We start from the raw sequence: 16,732 nt of genomic DNA on the forward strand, positions 1-16,732 counted from the left end.
GAACCACCTGGCGTTCAGTCGTACTCAGAACCACCATCGTGGCTGCCGGACCCAGCGCGGCCAACTGTCGTGCCCCCGGGCCCACAACAGCGCTCAGCCGGAGTCACCTGCACTGACCGTGAAAAGGACTTCGCGGTCTTCTCCTGGGCCAGGCATGATTCCGACCGTGTATGAAGGCAAGGGCCATCGCGGGCAGGGACGGTACGCCCTGACGGAGTCGGACCACGGCCACGTCTGGGGGGTCTGTGCCGAGGTGGACGGACTCTTCAGGGAACCCAGGCGCGGGACGTACGTACTCTTCGGCTGGGTACCGGACGGCGCCCAGGTGCGCGGCTGGGTCGGATGCCGGGTGTGGCTGGTACCGGAAGACAGCACGCTCGACCCATGGCTGCTGGAGGACGCTGAAAGCCTCGGACGGCACCCGCGAACGGATGGTCTCGTGCTCACCGGCCTGGACGACTACATGGGCCCGCCGGAGGGACACCGGGCACCGGTCCGTCTGCACGACGAGCACCGGTGGCTGGGCTCGTGCCGGGAGTTCGCACGCGTCCTGCCCGACGCGCAGGCTGCGCCCCCGCTCGTCCTGCGGGGCCTCTCGCCAAGCGATCGGCTGCGGCGGGCACTGGCGACGGGCACCCGGCGCACGCTGGACCTGGACGAGGCCTGGCTGGAGATACGGGACGACAACGGCGATCCGCTCACCGACCGGCTGCTGCGGCCCAGGGTACGTGCGTGGCTCCCCTCCTCCCACGGGTCGGATCTGATCGACCTGGAACTCGACGAAGAGCTCCACAGACCCGTACCCGGGTATGCCCGTCCCGTCTGGGACCGCTGGCTCGCCGGCCCGCCGGAGACCCCCGGCGGCTGGGTCGGCCTGGATACCCGGCAGCGCGAGGCGTGGCTCGAGCTCGTGCGCGAGCGGCGCTGCAAGCCCAAGCACCAGGGCCGACCGGTCGGACACGTGTACGAGCTGGATGGCCGGCACATCACCGACGAGCCCAGCCTCTTCTTGGCACTCGGCGAGGCCGTCAACGGACCGGGCGGCTACTTCGGCGGCTGCGTGGACGCCCTCGTGGACTGCCTGCGCGGCGACTTCGGCTACACCGCCCCCGCAACCCTGCTCTGGCGGGACGCCGCGACCGCCCGCGAGCACCTGTCCCACGTCCTGACATCGGAGGGCGAACCGTACGACCTGGTCGCCCTGGTGCTCGAAGTCCTGGCCGAGGGCCGAATGCGCGTCACCTTCACGTGATACGGCTTGGCGCCAGGACCCCGTGGGGCGGTAACGGGGCAGTCCTTCTGCGAGGTCGGGGCTCAGCAACGGGTGCCCCCCTGGTTGATCGGCGCGCGCCGCTTGCCCGTGTGGCGTGTGGTCCGCGCCGTTTGAGACGGTGAGGGCATGCACGAGATCGACCGGGCCGCGGGGGACGCGGCACAGCGGGTCCTGGTGGTGGATGACGACCCGGACGTACGGGACGCCGTCGAGGACGGCCTGACCGTGGCGGGCTACACGGTACGAGGAGCCGCCGACGGGCTCGCCGCGCTGAGCGAGGTGTCGGCCTGGCAGCCCGACGCCGTCGTACTGGACGTGATGATGCCGGTCCTGGACGGGCTGGCTGTCTGCCGCAGGTTGCGCGGCCTCGGCGACCGGACACCGGTGCTGGTGCTGACCGCCCTGGACTCGGTGCGCGAACGGGTGGACGGCCTCGATGCGGGCGCCGACGACTACCTTGTGAAACCCTTCGCGCTGGAGGAACTCCTCGCCCGCGTACGGGCGTTGCTGCGCCGCGCCGTGCCGGACGGCGGGGCCGGCGCGCTGTGCTTCGCGGACTTGCGGGTGGACCCGGCGACCCGGACGGGCAGCCGGGGTGGGCGCCCGCTGGAGTTCACCCGTACCGAGTTCGCGCTGCTGGAACTGCTGTTGCGCAACCCCGGCCGGGTACTGTCCAAAGAGCTGATGACCGAGCGTGTGTGGGGTGGCGACTTCGGCACCGAGTCCAACTCCCTGGCCGTGTACATCGGATACCTGCGCCGCAAGCTGGAGGCCGGCGGCGAGCCCCGCCTCGTACACACGGTCCACGGTGTGGGCTACACGATGGATACCGCGTGATGAGGCCGCCCGGTCACTCTCGCGGCCGCTGGAGGCGCCGCAGGCCCCTGCGTACGCGGCTGGCGCTGATCACCTCGGCCACGGTGGCCGCGGTCCTGCTCGGCGCTTGTGCCGCGGCGTTCCTGGTGATCCGCTACGAGCTCACCCGGCAGCTCGACCTCCAACTCGTCCAGCAGGCCCACCAGATCCTGCGCCAACAGCACCACCCGGCACCGCAGGTCCTCCAGGGTGACTGCGCTTGGCCTGCGGCGCCCGCCTGCGCCCAGGTCGTCGCAGCCGAACCCGGCGCCGACCCGCCGACGCCGTACCTGCTGCCGGTGCGCCCCGGGACCCGCCTGGTCGCATCCGGACGACAGCGCGGCGGCTACAGCGACATCACCTACGCCGGACGCCCGGCCCGGATGCTCACGCTCCCGGCCGGCACAGACCGGGCCCTGCAGGTGGCCGTGGGCGCCGACGGCGTACGCGCCGCGGTCCGGCAGGCCGGGCAGCTGATGGCCGCGGTCGGCGGGGCAGGGGTGCTGCTGGCAGGGGTGCTGGGCTACGCGGCCGCCCGTACCGGGCTGTCGCCGGTCGCCCGGCTGACCGCCACCGCCGAGCGGATCGCGGCCACCCGGGACGCCCGGCACCGCATCGAGCTCCCGCCGGGACCGCCCGGGCGGCAGGACGAGGTGACCCGTCTCGCGGCCACCTTCAACACCATGCTCGGCGAACTGGAGCAGTCGGTCGCCGCCCAGCGTCGCCTGGTCGCCGACGCCTCCCACGAGCTGCGCACCCCGCTGACCGCGCTGCGCACGAACGCCGAACTCCTCGCCGCCTGCGAGCGGCTCACCCCCGCCCAGCGTGAACGGGCCTCCGGCGCACTCGGGCGTCAGCTGCGCGAGGTCACGCGACTCGTCGGCGACCTGGTCGAACTGGCCCGTGACGAGGAACCGCAGCCGTTGGTCGAGCGGGTCCGCCCCGCCGAACTCGCCGAGCAGTGCGTACGGTCCGCGCGCGACAACTGGCCCGGCATCCGCTTCACGCTGGAGATCGCCGATGGCGCGACACGGGCGACCGTGGACGGCGTCCCGGCCCGCCTGGCCCGGCTGCTCGGCAACCTCCTCGACAACGCGGCCAAGTTCAGCCCTCCCAGCGGCCCGGTCGAAGTGGCCGTGCGGGACGCGGCGGACAGCGTAGAGGTGTCCGTACGCGATCACGGGGCCGGGATCGCGGCGCAGGACCTGCCGTACGTTTTCGACCGCTTCTACCGTTCCCCCGCCGCCCGCGCCCTGCCCGGCTCGGGGCTGGGCCTGGCCATGGCCCTGCAGATCGCCCGCGCGCACGGCGCCGACCTCACCGCACACGCGGCACCCGGCGGCGGGGCACTGTTCCGGCTGCGGCTGCCGACGGCCACCGAGCCACGGCACAAGAGCCTCGTTCATAAGGAGCCTTCTTAGAACCACCCGGAACGCTGTGGGCCATGAACTCCACGACTTCTCATCGTGCGGTCCGCACCCGCAACCGGCGCATCGCCGCGCTCGCGCTGCTCGGCGCCGGTGCCGCGACACTGTACGGGGTGACCTGGGGGTCCGCCTCGGGTGCCGGCCACCCGGGCGTCCGAGCCAACGGCACGACGGTCTACGTGCCCGTCACCGGAGGCACGGCCGAGGTCCGGGCGGACTCCCTCGCGGTGGAGGTGGCAGCCGACGACGGCCGCCGCCTTGCGCTCTCCGCGCCCGCCGCGGGGGCGCTCGGCCGCCTGGGGCCGATCTCCGTCGACGGTGGTACGGCCCACTGGACCCTGCCCGACCGGCACCTGAAGGTCACCGCCGCCGCGGAACAGGGGCGGCTCAAGGTCACCGTGCACAGCGACCGGGAAGGCACCACGCTGGCCTGGCCGGCCACCGGCGCCGACCCCGCCGCATCCGCCGTGCAGATCCCGCGCGGCGAGGGGCTCGGTGTCCCCGCCGCCGATCCGTGGTGGAACACCAACGCCAACGGACTGGCCGGCCACACCTACGACCTCACGGCCGATCTCACGATGCCGCTCTGGGGCTACACCCTCGGCAGCCACGGCGTCAGCTACCTCGTCCCCCACCCCGCGGGCACCTCGCTCGGCTTCACCTCGGTCGGCGGGCGGCTGCGGGGCACCAGCGCGCACACCTTCTCCCCGCGCGAGGGCACCGAGGACTACACCGTCACCTTCGCCCTCACCGACCCGTCCCCGGTCGCCCCCGCACTGGACTACCGCCGGTGGCTGGCGGACCACGGCCAACTCGTCACCCTCAACCACAAGATCGCCGCCAACCCCAGGGTCGCCCGGCTCCTCGGCGCCTTCCACGCCTACACCTGGGGCACCACCCGCACGGCCCAGGGAGTCCAGCGGATGAAGGCACTCGGCTTCACCCGGATGTGGCTCGGCTACGACGCCGACGGGCACCCGATGGACGCTCCGGCGGTCGCCGCAGCCAAGCGAGCGGGGTATCTGTCCGGCCCGTACGACTCCTTCGCCAACGGCCAGGACCCGGCCACCTCCGACGCGCCGACCTCGACGTGGCCGTCCCCGGTGTACCCGGACTACTGCGTGCGGAACGCCGACGGCTCGGTGAAGGCGGGCTTTCACGACCGCGGCTGCTACCTCAGCTCGCAGGCCTTCCAGCAGAGCGAGCCGACCGAGCACCACCTGGCGCGGCGTACGGGCCAGATGACCGCCAACGGCGCCGACAGCTACTTCCTCGACGTCGACGCGGCGGGTGAGCTCTTCGACGACCATGCGCCCTCGCACCCCATGAACCGGCAGCAGGACCAGGCCAACCGCATCGCCCGGATGGGCGCCCTGTCCGGCCCCGACAAGCTGGTCCTCGGCTCGGAGAGTGCCGGAAGCTGGGCGAGTCCGGTCATCGCCTTCAGCCACGGCTCACAGACCCCGGTCGCCGACGGGCTGTGGCCGCTGGAGCGCGACAAGTCCGTCTGGGGCGGCTACGCGCCGGCCGGCGCGCCCGGCACCTTCTTCAAGCCGGTCACTCTCCCGCCGGACCTGGTCAAGGCCATGTTCGACCCCCGCTACCGCATACCGCTCTACGAAACCGCGCTGCACGATTCGCTGGTCAACGCCGACCGCTGGGAACTGCCGTACACCAAGTTCCCCGCGCTGCAGACCGATCGAGCACTGCTCGCGATCCTGTACAACACGCCGCTCAACCTCGTCCTCGACGGCCCCACTCTGGACGCCCAGGGCCGCCGCCTCGCCTCGCTGCAGCGCTACTTCGCCCCACTGCACCAGGCCGCGGGCACCCGGCCGATGACCGGCTTCCGCCTGCTCACCCCGGACCACAGGGTCCAGCAGTCGACGTTCGGCGACGGCGTGCTACGCGTCACCGCCAACTTCGGTACGAAGGCCTACGGTTCCCTGCCGGCAGGCTGTGTCGACGCGACGCTGCGCGGCGACCACCAGCCCCGCAGGCTCTGCCCGGCGCGGGACTCAAACCAGTAGGCGCGGCGGCGGGCGCGCAGGCCAGGTAGACGGTCACGGCTCCGTTGGTCTGGGGGTGCTGCTGTTCCCGCTGGGCTGGGACTTCGAGCGTGGGTGGCGATGGGTGGCTCGCAGTTCCTCTCGCTCGGCTGCGTGGCGGGAGCGCAGTTGGCGCTCGGCCCCACTTCGCCTTCTCTGGCAAGGCCACCGTGTTGGCCACGCACCGGCCGCTCGATCCCCGGCAGGGCGAACGCCAGAGGCCCCTCGTCTCTCCCGCTACAAGCTGTCGTCGGTCACCACACCGAGGCGGCCGGCGGCTCCACGTCGCCGTAATAGCCGTATCGGCCGTTGATGCAGGACCAGCCATCGAAACCGTCCGACTTCCACAGCTGCGCGCACGGGAGCACGGCCGGGAAGCTGCCGGTTCTCTCGGAGCGGCAGCCCCAGTTGCTGGTCGCTGCCGAAGCATTGCTCGTGCCTGTCACGACATCGCCCGCGTTCGGGTCGGTGAGCGGGCTCTGCCCGGCGGATCATGTCACCACTAGGCTGCGACGATGGAACGCGTAACCGATGTGCCTGAAAGTCTCGCCCAGCCGGCAGATCCGGCCCAGGCGAATGGCTACGACCGCTTCGCCGAGGCGTACTCGGCGGAGACCGAGAACAACCTCGTGAACGCGTACTACGCGCGACCCGCGATGTTGGCCCTCGCCGGAGACGTGGCCGGCCGCCGGATCCTGGACGCCGGCTGCGGCTCAGGCCCCCTGTGTCCGCTGCATTGCGCGACCGCGGTGCCATCGTCACCGGCATCGACTCCAGCGCTGGGATGCTGGCGCTGGCGAGGCGGCGGCTCGGTGACGACGTGGCCCTGCACGTGGTCGATCTGCGCGCCCGCCTGCCGTTCGGCGACGGTGCGTTCGATGACGTGGTCGCGTCGCTGGTCTTGCACTACCTGGAGGACTGGGGGCCGACGCTTGCCGAGTTGCGGCGAGTGCTCAGGCCCGGCGGTCGGCTGATCGCGTCGGTGGATCACCCTTTCGTGGCCTACACGTTCCAGGATCCCCGGCCCGACTACTTTGCGACCACCAGCTATACCTTCGACTGGACGTTCAACGGGCAGTCCGTCCCGATGCGGTTCTGGAGCAGGCCGCTGCACGCGATGACCGATGCCTTCACCGCTGCCGGCTTCCGGCTTTCCGCCATCAGCGAGCCGCAGCCCGACCCGGCCGCCCGTGAACTGTTCCCCGACGGATTCCATGACCTTTCGACCAAAACCTGCTTCCTGTTCTTCGTCGTCGAGGTACCTTCATAGTCGGCCCTGGCACAACTGCCGCGTCATGCGAGCAAATGATCTGCTACTGCTGTGTCCGTCACAATTCCGTTGAACAGGCCGGTCTTTAGAGCTGCGGAAGTGGCGGCGGCCCGCTGCCGGCCGTCGGCCATGAGAATCACATCGGGTACGCGTCGTAGTTCTTCGAAGCTGATCGCGATGATCCGGTCGCTCAGTTCCGGGGCGACGATGTGTCCTTCTGCGTTGAGCAGCCTGCCCGATACTTCGGCACATGCTCCTCGGTGCCGGTACTCCTGGCGCTCGGATTCGCCGAGGGCGTCGTAGACGGTCGACAACCCTGGCCCCCATGCGCCGACGGTGATGATCGCCTTGGTGATCTGGCCGAACCGGCTGACGGTCTCTGCGATGCCTGGCTGCTGGCGCAGCATGGTGGCCGCGGCACCGTCGGGCAGGAGGAGAGGCGCGTAGATGGGGTAGGCGGGGCCGCGGGCCACCGACGCGGCTCGGCGCACGGTCTCCACGGCGTTGGCATCCACAGGACGCAGCGGCGTCACGCCACACAGTTGCACGACCGTGCACCGGGGCAGGGTGGTCAGTTCAGGGCCGAGTGCCTCGATCTCGGGGCCCCAGATGAGCCCCAGCACGTCTCCCTCGGTGACGATCTCGGCAAGCAGATCCGCCGTGACCGCGCCGAGTCGGTGAGTGACAAGCGCCGCGCCTCCAGGATCGTGTGCTCGTGAGATGAAGACGATGGCGTGGCGGAGGCCGTACCGGGTGCGCAGGGCGTCGGAGCGTTCGGCGTCGAGTTCGGCGGGCAGGCGGACCTCCAGCCGGATCAAGCCGTCGCGGACGGCGGTCTCCAGGGTCCGGGCCACCTTGAAGCGGCTGATACCGAATTCTTCCGCGATGTCGGTCTTGGACTTGCCCTCGAGATAGAACATCCGGGCTATGGCGGCCGTCTGCACCAGTTCCTCCGGGCCCGGGTGGTGTGCGCGGGCTCCGCTCTTCGGGTTCGGCTGCATGGGCATATGGCTACTCACTGATCGTCTTGACGACATTGTCGGTCGGACGCGCGGTGGAATGCATCGCTTACGCCAAGGCGGGTGCAGGGATGCCGAGGGCCAGGACGGTTGTCAGCCCCCGTGTGTGTACCTGCGCGAGACAACGGCCCTGACCCACTTGCCGCCGCCCCTCTCGCGTGCGCAGGTCCAGGACTCGGCGAGAGCGGCGATGATCGCCAGTCCGCGCCCGTGCTCGTCCTCGCGCCCGGCCACACTCTGGACAGGCAGGACCGCGGACCCGTCACGGACCTCGATGTGCAGCGCATCCGGGCGCAGCGCCAGGTTGAGGGTGATCGTCGAGCCTGCACCGTGCTCGCGCTCCGCACGTTCACTCAGCAGCTGAGCGCCGTAGCGGATGGCATTGGTGACCAACTCGCAGACGACCAGCATGGCCGCGTCGACGAGTTCCTCGCCCTCGCCCCACAGGCGCAGAGATCCTTCCGTGAAGGCACGTGCCCGACGCGCGGAGGATGGGACTGCCCGCAGTTCCAGCGAGGCAGATGCGGCTTCTATATCAGGGGGAATGGCGTAATCCGCCACTGCATTCATTTTTCTCGGCCCTTCAAGAAGGTGCGGCGAAACCATTGAGGCACCGCAACGGCCTCAACGGCAGGATCCTCCGACTGATGCAGTGCGGAGATCCGAGAGCCGTGCGCGTCACATGCGACTGGGACGGGGATCTGACCGCGCTGCCACTGTGCTCGACTGAGCACTTGCCTCTCACATGTGCCCTATTTCCATTAAGGCCTCCCGCAAAGCGAGGTCAACAGCGGAAGGCCCGTTAGCCCAAGATTTTCAGAAATTGAGCGGTCAGTGCTCGAACGAGCAGAAGGCGGCCTGCGGCTCGTGACGCCATGCAGTGCGGTGGCTGCGTTCGGTTAATTCGGATGGAGACTGGGGGACACCGACTTCATGGGCGATGGGCGACCTTCATCGGCGACCTGAACCACCACGTCCTCACGACGAGGACGGGGATGTCCGGCGGGGTCGGCGAGCTGGTCGGCGAGTTGGTGGACGAGCCTGTAGAAGGTGGCCGGGGCGGGCGGGCGCACCGAGCCGTCGCCAAGCGAGACGAGCCCGGTGTTGTATCCGTCGGTGTCCGGCCAGGCCTGGGGGGGCGAGCCACCGGGTGCTGCCGGCGGGACGGATCCAGGTGGAGCGGGAGAGCCTGGTGCCGGTCGGGGAGACGAGGGCGCCGTCCCCGGCCGACACCAGGGTGTTCAGCCCGCCTGGGGCGGCCCGGCGCGCGTGTCCCGCCGGCCGGGGTCGTGGCTGCCAGACGAGGACGGGAGTGAGCGCGATGCCGAGCACTCCCTCACCTGCACAGAGGGGGACGAGGCTTCCGGGACGCCACGGAGCTGACAAGACGTCAGAGCATAAGCAGAAGCCGCGTGTTCGGGATGAGTCTCCGGTTCACGCTGGTGCTCTGCACGAAGATCATGAAGTCGTCGTTGTGGTCAGGCTTGATGCGAACTTCCACGTCCGGCAGGCCGAGCAGGGCTCGGGCCTCGGGCCCCGCGTACACCCGGTCCGTCTTCTTCTCCAGCACCGCGATCTGCTTCTGCGCCTGTATCTTCTCCGACTTGCTCAGCTGGTAGAACGCACCACCGGTACGGTAGGTGTGCCCGCATTCGATGACCCAGTCCCTGATTGCTGCATCACGAGTCACCGGGATCAGCTCGTACTGCGACTCATTCACCGGGGTGAGGCCGGCCGCCTTGATGGTGTCCTTGTTGACCGCCTCAGCACCCGTGGAGAACACTGCCCGCGATCCCCGGATGCCCTGGGTGCGCCCCACCATGAATTTCTCGGTGGCCTGCCGGATAACCTGCCCGGCCTCCTCCAGACCCTGTGTGCTCGTGGCGTCCCAGATGGCGATGTTGTCCTTGGGGAAACCGCACTGCATGGCCTCGCGCTTGCCCATCTGGTCAGGCACAAGGACGGCCAGCGTCCAGTTGTCCTCCTGTGTCTCGATCATCTCGGCCACAACCTTGACCAGTTCACGCGGATCCATGGCAGGAGCATCCGGGCAGCGATGGCTTGCGTTCTCCTGCCCGTCGGTGAGTACGAACGTCAGGAAGCTGTGGTCGCCGTACAGTTGAGCTGTCTGCGCCAGCTCATGCTGTGACTTCAGTGCGGCAGCCAGCAGAGCCGTCATTCCACCCACCCGGTACAGCTGCTTCAGCGACGGCATCCGCAGCACGTCCTTGTCGTAGATGACGCACTCCACCTTGTCCGCGAAGACGTACACCGTGACGCGGGTTTCCTGGTCCAGCTCCCTCGATCGGCGGGCGAGATAGGCAATCTGCTGGTCGGCCACTTCGACGACCTTGCGGCTCAGATGCGACATGGACGAACTGGCGTCCAGTACAAGGGCAACGTGATTGATGTAGTTCTGGTTTCCGGACATGGCAGCTCCCCCTCGTTCCGACTCGATGCTCCTACCGTCTCACGCACCACTGACAATCGATCTTGGCTGCCAGCCTGGATGTGCAGCCGACCCGAGTAGGGGCACGGGTGGGACGCAGCACGAGACCCCGGTACGTCAGCGTCGTAGACCTGCCGGGCCGTCACGCTGAGCGGCCGGCCCGCGCGGAGGGCCCGGCGGGACGGCGGTACCCGTCTTGCCGGGACCGCCACCGCGAAGCAGTACCCGGCAGAGCCGCACTTCCGGGCGCAGCGCTTCCGTGGCCAGGGGCGTACTCCGCCGGCTGGGGGAGCACGCCCCTGATCCGGCATCCCTGCCTGATGGCAGCGACGAACAATCCGAGCGTCGCGACGCCGAGTGGTCGGGGCGCCGGGTCAGGGTGCGGTGAACAGGGTCGGGAAGCGGGGGGCCAGCCACGGCCGGGGGCCCCAGGCGAGGACGTGTCCCTGGGCGATGGCGCGCCAGGGATTGAGCCGGCCGAGTGCGATGAGGAGGAAGGCGACGGGATCGAGCAGGATGGTGCAGTCCGCGCGCTGCGCTGGTTCCCCCGGTGTCACCTGCACGGCGCCGTCGGCGAGCGACACGCCGAACGTCTCGCCCCCGCGCAGCCGGATCCGGTATCGGGCCGTGAGTTCGGCCGTGGCCGCGGGGTCCGCGACTCGCGGCATGACCGAGAGCATGAACGGCATGCACAGGCCCACCCTTGCCCGGTCGACCATGTGCGAACGTTTCAGGGCGCGAGCCAGGTCGTATCCATGGCCGAGCATGTGCGTGAGCAGGTACGACGCGAGAACGGACCGGTTCATCAGGCCCAGGGGTGTGGCGGGTGCCGGGCCGTCTGCCGCAGGGCGCGACAGAGCGTCCAGGAACGCCTCGGCCTGCTCCGTGATCATCGTGGCGAGAGGCTCCGCCCGGCGTTCCGCGAAAACGGCGAGGGACTCCGCGTTGGCCTCGGCGAGGCTCTGGGGAGTTCCGTCGCCGTAGGGGCGCTCCCGCCCGGCTGCCAGGTCGGCCATCAGTTCGTTGGCCATGGCCAGGTGGGCGGCGGCCTCGCCGACGGTCCACTGCGACCCCGGCACGGCAAGCGCCGTGTCGCTCGCGCTCCGCACCAGCGTGGCGATCTCCTCGGCAGTGCTCCGGATCGCCTGTCCCAGCCCGTCGGGCAAGGGCCACGAGCCGTCCTGCCCTACCGTCGTGTCCACGTTGCTTGCTCCACTCCCCACCCGCGGGCACGCCCAACGTGCCTGCGGCGCTGGTACCCAACCAGACTCGGGGGCGTGCGACAAGTCCCCGCGCGCCCCCGCTTCGGTCCTGGTGCTCGGCGGCTGCCCGTTCAGTCGTGGGCTACGTCGACCACCCGGAGGCAGACGGGCGTGTAGGACGAGACCGCCGCGCCCTCACCCTGGAGAGCCGCGCGTCTGTCGATGGGTGTTCAGGGGGCGAATGCCGCTGAGGGTTCGGATCGTGCACGGGCGCTGGTGCCCGCGTCTCGTGGCCGCAAGACGCATGGCTGGTCACATGGTGGGCGGCCGGACGAAAAGTGGGCCAAGCCGACGACAGCCTGGCAGACCGCGCCGAGCCGTACCCCCGCGCGGACTGGATCAGCCCGGTCGCCCAACCGCCGCCACGGGCGTGCCCAGCCCACCAGGTAAGCCCTGAGTGCGGAGTCCCTGTTCGGGGACGGTGCGTTCTACGGGTAGCTCAGGGGCGCGACCGGCGCGGTTCAGGGGGTGCTGGGGGCGCGGTCTGCGTCCGGGGCCGGCAGATAGCTCGCCAGGCCGCGCAGGATGATCTCCAGGCCGATGTCGAACCTCTCGTCGGAGGAGTCCGTCACCATCAGCCCGGACAGTGCGCGCAGGTGGGGGAAGTGCTGCGCGGGCAGGGACGCGAAGTAGTTCTGCATCTCGCCGGCCATCTCGGGCCAGTCGGGGCGGGCCGCGGAGGCGGCGTTGCCGCCGTGCTGAGCGGCCCGGTCCCGCCACATGCCCTCCTCCAGGACGAACCCGTCGATGTAGGTGGAGATGAGGTCCCCGGCCTCCGCCGCGATGCGGTCGGGCAGCCCGGCGGTGCGGAAGATGGCCAGCAACGCCTCGACATGCGGCAGCAGTTCGGCGGTGAAGGGGACGTGCCCCATGGAGATCCTGGCCATGTCACGGTGGGACAGCAGACGTCGGCGCCACGCACGGGCGAAGTCCCGTAGCTGTTCCTGCCAGTGCTCCGGATCGGGTGCGGGGAGCGCGTAGCCCTCGAAGAGCCGTGTGTACATGAGCTCCAGGAGGTCGTCCTTGGAGCTGACGTGGGCGTAGAGAGCGGAGACCGCGACCCCCAGTTCGGCCGCCACCTGACGCATCGAAAGGCCGTCGAGCCCGTGCCGGTCCAGCACGGTGAGGGCGGCGTCGACGACGCGCTCGCGCGACAGCGGCGCGCGTGCGGGCGCGATGTGGGCGCGAGAGGGGCGCTCGCGCTCCCACGGGGACGGCGGAGGGGGTGCGGGGGTGCCGGCGGCCGCGTCGCTCATGGGGACCAGTCTAGGGACCGGGAGAACAGTGTTCTGCCCAGGGTGAGGCACCCCCCACCAAGACGCGATATATCTTGTCACGGTCGAGAGATTGCGCTATATCTCAATGAACGACGTTCTCTCGTTGAGCACTGTTCTGCTACGGTGAACAGTGTTCTTCCGAGTGTCCGGTCGGCCGCCTCCCTGGGCCGTACCAGCGAGCCGGGCAGTTTGCATCCAACCGACCACCGTGCCCGCCGACCCCTCACCGCGGCGCGGCCTGCTACGAGGAGTTTCCGATGTCCACCACCGGTGTCGCGTCCGTCGAGACGCCCACCGACTCGCCAGCGCCCTACCGGTGGCGCTGGGCTGCGCTCTTCGTGATCCTCGCGGCCGAGGTGATGGATCTCCTCGACGCAGTCGTCACGAATATCGCCGGCCCCTCCATGCGGGCCGACCTCGGCGGAGGTGCCTCCACCCTCCAGTGGCTCGCCGCCGCGTACACCCTCTCGATGGCCGTCGGACTGGTCACCGGCGGCCGGCTCGGGGACATCCACGGGCGTCGCCGGATGTTCCTGACGGGAGCCGTCGGCTTCACCCTGGGCTCGCTGCTGTGCGCGGTCTCCGTCTCGCCCGAGATGCTGATCGCCGCGCGCGTCGTCCAGGGCCTGTTCGGCGCGGTGATGCTGCCGCAGGGCCTCGGGATGATCAAGGAGATGTTCCCGCCGAAGGAGTCGCAGAAGGCCTTCGGCATGTTCGGCCCGGTCATGGGGCTGTCCGCGGTGTGCGGGCCGATCCTGGCGGGCTGGCTCGTGGACGCCGACTACTTCGGCACCGGCTGGCGGATGATCTTCCTGATCAACCTGCCGCTGGGTGCCGCCGCCTTCCTCGGGGCGCTGCGCTACCTGCCCAGGGGCCGGTCCGGCGACAAGCCGCGCCTCGACATACCCGGCATGCTCCTGGTCTCGCTGGCCGCGCTGCTCATCATCTTCCCGCTGGTCCAGGGCCGTGAGTACGACTGGCCCGGGTGGACGTTCGCGATGATGGCCGCGTCGGTGGCCGTCTTCGTCGCCTTCGCCCTCTACGAGTCGCGCCGCAGCAAGGCCGGCCGTGACTCGCTGGTCGTCCCCAGCCTCTTCCGCAAGCGCGGGTTCAGCGGCGGCATGACACTCGGGCTGGTCTTCTTCTCGACCATGCAGGGCTTCATGCTCGTCTTCAACCTCTACACTCAGATCGGCCTCGGCTACTCGCCGCTGAAGGCGGGTCTGGTGATGGTGCCCTGGTCCGGCGGCATGATCGTCGGTTTCGGGGTCGCTCAGGGTGTCGTCCGGTTCGGCCGGGCCGTGCTCCAGGCGGGCACGGTGGTCATGGCGCTCGGCGTGTTCGGCGTGTGGCTGACCCTCGACATGGTGGGCGGCGGCGTCGGCCCCTGGCAGCTCGTGCCGGCCCTGCTCGTCACCGGCACCGGGATGGGCCTGCTCATGGCACCCTTCTTCGACATCGTGCTCGCCAGCGTCGAGCAGCACGAGACGGGCTCGGCGTCCGGCACGATGACCGCGATGCAGCAACTCGGCGGCGCCTTCGGCGTGGCACTCCTCGGCACCGTGTTCTTCGGCCTGCTGGGCGGAGGTATCGCCACCGCCGTCGACCACCACTCGGCCGGCCTGCGGGGTCAGTTGAGCGCCGTGCACGTGGCGCCGGCCGCCCAGGACCGTGTCGTGGCGGACCTGCGGCGGTGTGCCTCGGACCGTGCCGTCGCCAAGGATCCCGCCGCCACCCCGGCGTCCTGCGCCCGCCTGGAGGAGGACACCCGGTCCGCCGTGACGTCGCCGCAGGCCGGCGCCCGGATACCCGGTGCGCTGGAGACCACCGCGAAGTCGGCCTTCCGTAGCGGTTTCGGCTCCGTGATGAAGACGGTGCTGTGGATCGTCGACGGCATGCTCGTCCTGACGTTCCTGCTCTCCTTCCTCCTGCCGCGACACGCACGCCCCGAGGGCTCCGGCGGTCACTGAGCCCGGCAGCCTCGGCGAGACGAACGGCCGGGCACCACCCAGCGGTGGCTGCCCGGCCGGCCCGTTTCCACCGACGCCCCGCCCGAGCGGGCCGCAAGAGGTCCCGCGCGTCCGTACGAGGAGTTGCTGTTCCCGTCGACCGTCACGCGTAGCGCCTGCCGCACCGGCGCCCCGCGGGTCGCGGTGGCACATCGCTGCGGCATACTGACGCCTCACCGCTGCAACAAAATGTTTAAGGAGGGGAAGTTGGCAGCCTGTTTCAGGACGGTCACACAAGTGGGAGAGGTGCATCTCGCCCAAGCGGAGGCCCTGGGGCGTGCCTTCCAGGAGGCGATCGCGCCCGCCACCGTCAACTACGACTTCGGTCACATTCGAGATGCCGCAACCAAGCTTCCGGACAGCGACATCGTCAAGTTGGTCCGCGGTTGGGGGCTCCAGGAGGAGGCGCCGATCCTGGTGATGGTGCTCTCCCTCAAGGATGCGGTCCGCCAGGCGCTCCCGCCCGAGGCGGCTCAGGCGTCGTTCTGGGACACCGTAGAGCGCGGCCTCGTGGATGCCTTCACCGGTCTCGCGGCGCAGGAGGGCGAACCGGGACTGGCTTACTACGAGGAGGGGCCGGACCACACGAGCTACTACCGCGATCTGTTCTTCGCTCTCCAGGACGAGGAAGCCGGGCCGTACCTGCGCGCCGTTGCCTTCTGCGCCGACGTCACCGTCGGCTTGGGCAAGTCCCGTGTGGGGAGCCTGGGCCTGACCGACACCGCACCGTTCGCGGTCCGGCTCAACGCGATCGTGGTGCGCCAGAAGCTCACGAACGTGACCTGACCTCCGGGCATCGTCGGCCTGACGCCTCCTCACTCCGCCGACGCACCGCGCGTGGAGACCCCGACCACGGACGAGGAGTACGCCGCGCTCGCCGAGGCATTCGGCGGCGTCTTCGCCTCCTCCGCGCAGGGTCGAGCTGGACGGTCCCCCGGCGGACCGCGAAGCGCCGGTCACCGCGGCCGAGATGCAGGCCAGCCTGCGCCGCGTCAGCGGCGCCGACGTCCGCATGACCACGGTCACCTTCGGCACGCGCTTCACGGACAACGCGCGGTAGGCGACGACCTGCCGGCGCGGTCGCGTGCCGCTCTGCGGCGACGCCGCCCACGTGCACTCACCGTTCAGTGGCCAGGGCCTGAACCTGGGCATCGGCGATGCCGTCAATCTCGGCTGGAAGCTCGCCGCCACCGTGCAGGGGTGGGCGCCCGAGGACCTGCTCGACACCTACACCAGCGAACGGCACCCGATCGGCGCCTGGGTGCTCGACTGGACCCGTGCGCAGGTGGCCGTGATGCGCGGCGACGCGGACAGCCGTGCCCTCAGAGATGCGGCCACCGATTTCCTCGGTACACGGGACGGGGCGACCTACTACGTGAAGCGGATCTCCGGTCTGTGGCAGCGCTACGACCTGGGGAACGGCCGTCCGCTGGTCGGCATGACGATGCCCAACCTCCGGCTGGATGACGGCACATGGCTCTCCGGCCGCACCCACGAGGGCCGGGCCCTGCTCGTCGATCTCGCCGGGGACGACCGGCTGGCAGCCCTGGCCAAGCCGTACGCCGGGCGTCTGGAGCTGGTCCGGGGCAGTTCGGACGGCGCCGGGGTGAACGGCCTGCTGGTACGTCCCGACGGCTTCGTGGCCTGGGCGTCGGCCGCCAGTGACCCCGCGGGCCTGGAAGTCGCCCTGACACGCTGGTTGGGGGACGGTACGGGCCGCTGCGACTAGCGACCGTCCCGCACCTGGCGGCCGGCGCGCAGGCATGTCTCGAGCGCTTCCACGAGGGAGTGCGGCCGGGTCTTCAGGATGACGACCCCGCCGCACCCGGGCCCGACCGGGAAC

Annotated in this window: 13 protein-coding genes and 2 pseudogenes; 9 read left to right on the top strand and 6 right to left on the bottom strand. The window is 70.2% G+C overall.

Going from position 1 to position 16,732, the window contains the following annotated elements:
• Positions 1-154: 154 nt before the first annotated feature.
• The 4 genes from BFF78_RS41275 (at position 155) to BFF78_RS41290 (ending at position 5,585) form a co-directional block, all read left to right on the top strand.
• Complete coding sequence (locus tag BFF78_RS41275; protein WP_069783151.1) at positions 155-1,252, top strand: barstar family protein; 1,098 nt, start codon at positions 155-157, stop codon at positions 1,250-1,252.
• 147 nt (positions 1,253-1,399) lie between these two features.
• Complete coding sequence (locus BFF78_RS41280; protein WP_069783152.1) at positions 1,400-2,110, top strand: response regulator transcription factor; 711 nt, start codon at positions 1,400-1,402, stop codon at positions 2,108-2,110.
• Positions 2,110-3,549, top strand: a complete 1,440-nt coding sequence (locus BFF78_RS41285) for a sensor histidine kinase (RefSeq protein ID WP_193433703.1) — start codon at positions 2,110-2,112, stop codon at positions 3,547-3,549. The genes BFF78_RS41280 and BFF78_RS41285 overlap by 1 nt, the downstream gene beginning before the upstream one ends.
• A gap of 23 nt (positions 3,550-3,572) precedes the next feature.
• Positions 3,573-5,585 carry a glycoside hydrolase gene (locus tag BFF78_RS41290; protein WP_069783153.1) on the top strand — a complete coding sequence of 671 codons (2,013 nt, stop codon included), beginning with the start codon at positions 3,573-3,575 and terminating at the stop codon, positions 5,583-5,585.
• A 272-nt stretch (positions 5,586-5,857) separates the two neighbouring features.
• Here the strand turns inward: BFF78_RS41290 and BFF78_RS46590 are convergent, their stop codons facing one another.
• Positions 5,858-6,049, bottom strand: a complete 192-nt coding sequence (locus tag BFF78_RS46590; RefSeq protein ID WP_159033148.1) for a hypothetical protein — start codon at positions 6,047-6,049, stop codon at positions 5,858-5,860.
• 69 nt (positions 6,050-6,118) lie between these two features.
• On the opposite strand from BFF78_RS46590, the pseudogene BFF78_RS41295 reads away from it, so the two are divergent.
• Positions 6,119-6,873: pseudogene (locus BFF78_RS41295) on the top strand (class I SAM-dependent methyltransferase).
• 23 nt (positions 6,874-6,896) lie between these two features.
• Here BFF78_RS41295 and BFF78_RS41300 read toward each other — a convergent pair.
• The 5 genes from BFF78_RS41300 to BFF78_RS41320 form a co-directional block, all read right to left on the bottom strand.
• Positions 6,897-7,874 carry a sugar-binding transcriptional regulator gene (locus tag BFF78_RS41300; RefSeq protein ID WP_069784137.1) on the bottom strand — a complete coding sequence of 326 codons (978 nt, stop codon included), beginning with the start codon at positions 7,872-7,874 and terminating at the stop codon, positions 6,897-6,899.
• 111 nt (positions 7,875-7,985) lie between these two features.
• Complete coding sequence (locus tag BFF78_RS41305) at positions 7,986-8,453, bottom strand: ATP-binding protein (protein ID WP_159033149.1); 468 nt, start codon at positions 8,451-8,453, stop codon at positions 7,986-7,988.
• 829 nt (positions 8,454-9,282) lie between these two features.
• Entirely contained in the window at positions 9,283-10,323 is a 1,041-nt protein-coding gene (locus BFF78_RS41310) for a vWA domain-containing protein (protein ID WP_069783154.1), read from the bottom strand.
• A gap of 392 nt (positions 10,324-10,715) precedes the next feature.
• Positions 10,716-11,543 (bottom strand): maleylpyruvate isomerase family mycothiol-dependent enzyme, encoded by an 828-nt coding sequence (locus BFF78_RS41315; protein ID WP_069783155.1) that lies wholly within the window; start codon positions 11,541-11,543, stop codon positions 10,716-10,718.
• A 521-nt stretch (positions 11,544-12,064) separates the two neighbouring features.
• Positions 12,065-12,859, bottom strand: coding sequence for a TetR/AcrR family transcriptional regulator C-terminal domain-containing protein (locus tag BFF78_RS41320; RefSeq protein WP_069783156.1), 795 nt, complete (start codon positions 12,857-12,859; stop codon positions 12,065-12,067).
• A gap of 278 nt (positions 12,860-13,137) precedes the next feature.
• Between BFF78_RS41320 and BFF78_RS41325 the strand changes: the two genes are divergently transcribed.
• The 4 genes and pseudogenes from BFF78_RS41325 to BFF78_RS50355 all read left to right on the top strand — a co-directional run bounded on the left by BFF78_RS41325 (position 13,138) and on the right by BFF78_RS50355 (position 16,618).
• The gene (locus BFF78_RS41325) at positions 13,138-14,850 is read left to right on the top strand and encodes an MFS transporter (RefSeq protein ID WP_069783157.1); all 1,713 of its coding nucleotides are present in this window, start codon (positions 13,138-13,140) and stop codon (positions 14,848-14,850) included.
• A 228-nt stretch (positions 14,851-15,078) separates the two neighbouring features.
• The gene (locus BFF78_RS41330; RefSeq protein ID WP_227026189.1) at positions 15,079-15,675 is read left to right on the top strand and encodes a Type-2Aa cytolytic delta-endotoxin; all 597 of its coding nucleotides are present in this window, start codon (positions 15,079-15,081) and stop codon (positions 15,673-15,675) included.
• Between the two features lie 286 nt (positions 15,676-15,961).
• A pseudogene (locus BFF78_RS50350) lies at positions 15,962-16,153 on the top strand (FAD-dependent monooxygenase); the annotation flags it as partial.
• Positions 16,151-16,618: an aromatic-ring hydroxylase C-terminal domain-containing protein gene (locus BFF78_RS50355; RefSeq protein ID WP_418346779.1), complete on the top strand. Its 468-nt coding sequence runs from the start codon at positions 16,151-16,153 to the stop codon at positions 16,616-16,618. The pseudogene BFF78_RS50350 and the gene BFF78_RS50355, both read left to right, overlap by 3 nt.
• The last annotated feature ends 114 nt before the right edge of the window (positions 16,619-16,732 follow it).

Origin of the sequence: Streptomyces fodineus, from assembly GCF_001735805.1 — a bacterium.
Lineage (GTDB): Bacteria > Actinomycetota > Actinomycetes > Streptomycetales > Streptomycetaceae > Streptomyces > Streptomyces fodineus.

Coding starts and splice junctions, on each gene's coding strand:
- BFF78_RS41290 (WP_069783153.1), top strand. CDS start 3,573: ATGAACTCCACGACTTCTCATCGTGCGGTCCGCACCCGCAACCGGCGC.
- BFF78_RS41310 (WP_069783154.1), bottom strand. CDS start 10,323: ATGTCCGGAAACCAGAACTACATCAATCACGTTGCCCTTGTACTGGAC.
- BFF78_RS41285 (WP_193433703.1), top strand. CDS start 2,110: ATGAGGCCGCCCGGTCACTCTCGCGGCCGCTGGAGGCGCCGCAGGCCC.
- BFF78_RS41300 (WP_069784137.1), bottom strand. CDS start 7,874: ATGCAGCCGAACCCGAAGAGCGGAGCCCGCGCACACCACCCGGGCCCG.
- BFF78_RS41275 (WP_069783151.1), top strand. CDS start 155: ATGATTCCGACCGTGTATGAAGGCAAGGGCCATCGCGGGCAGGGACGG.
- BFF78_RS41330 (WP_227026189.1), top strand. CDS start 15,079: ATGTTTAAGGAGGGGAAGTTGGCAGCCTGTTTCAGGACGGTCACACAA.
- BFF78_RS41280 (WP_069783152.1), top strand. CDS start 1,400: ATGCACGAGATCGACCGGGCCGCGGGGGACGCGGCACAGCGGGTCCTG.
- BFF78_RS41325 (WP_069783157.1), top strand. CDS start 13,138: ATGTCCACCACCGGTGTCGCGTCCGTCGAGACGCCCACCGACTCGCCA.
- BFF78_RS41320 (WP_069783156.1), bottom strand. CDS start 12,859: ATGAGCGACGCGGCCGCCGGCACCCCCGCACCCCCTCCGCCGTCCCCG.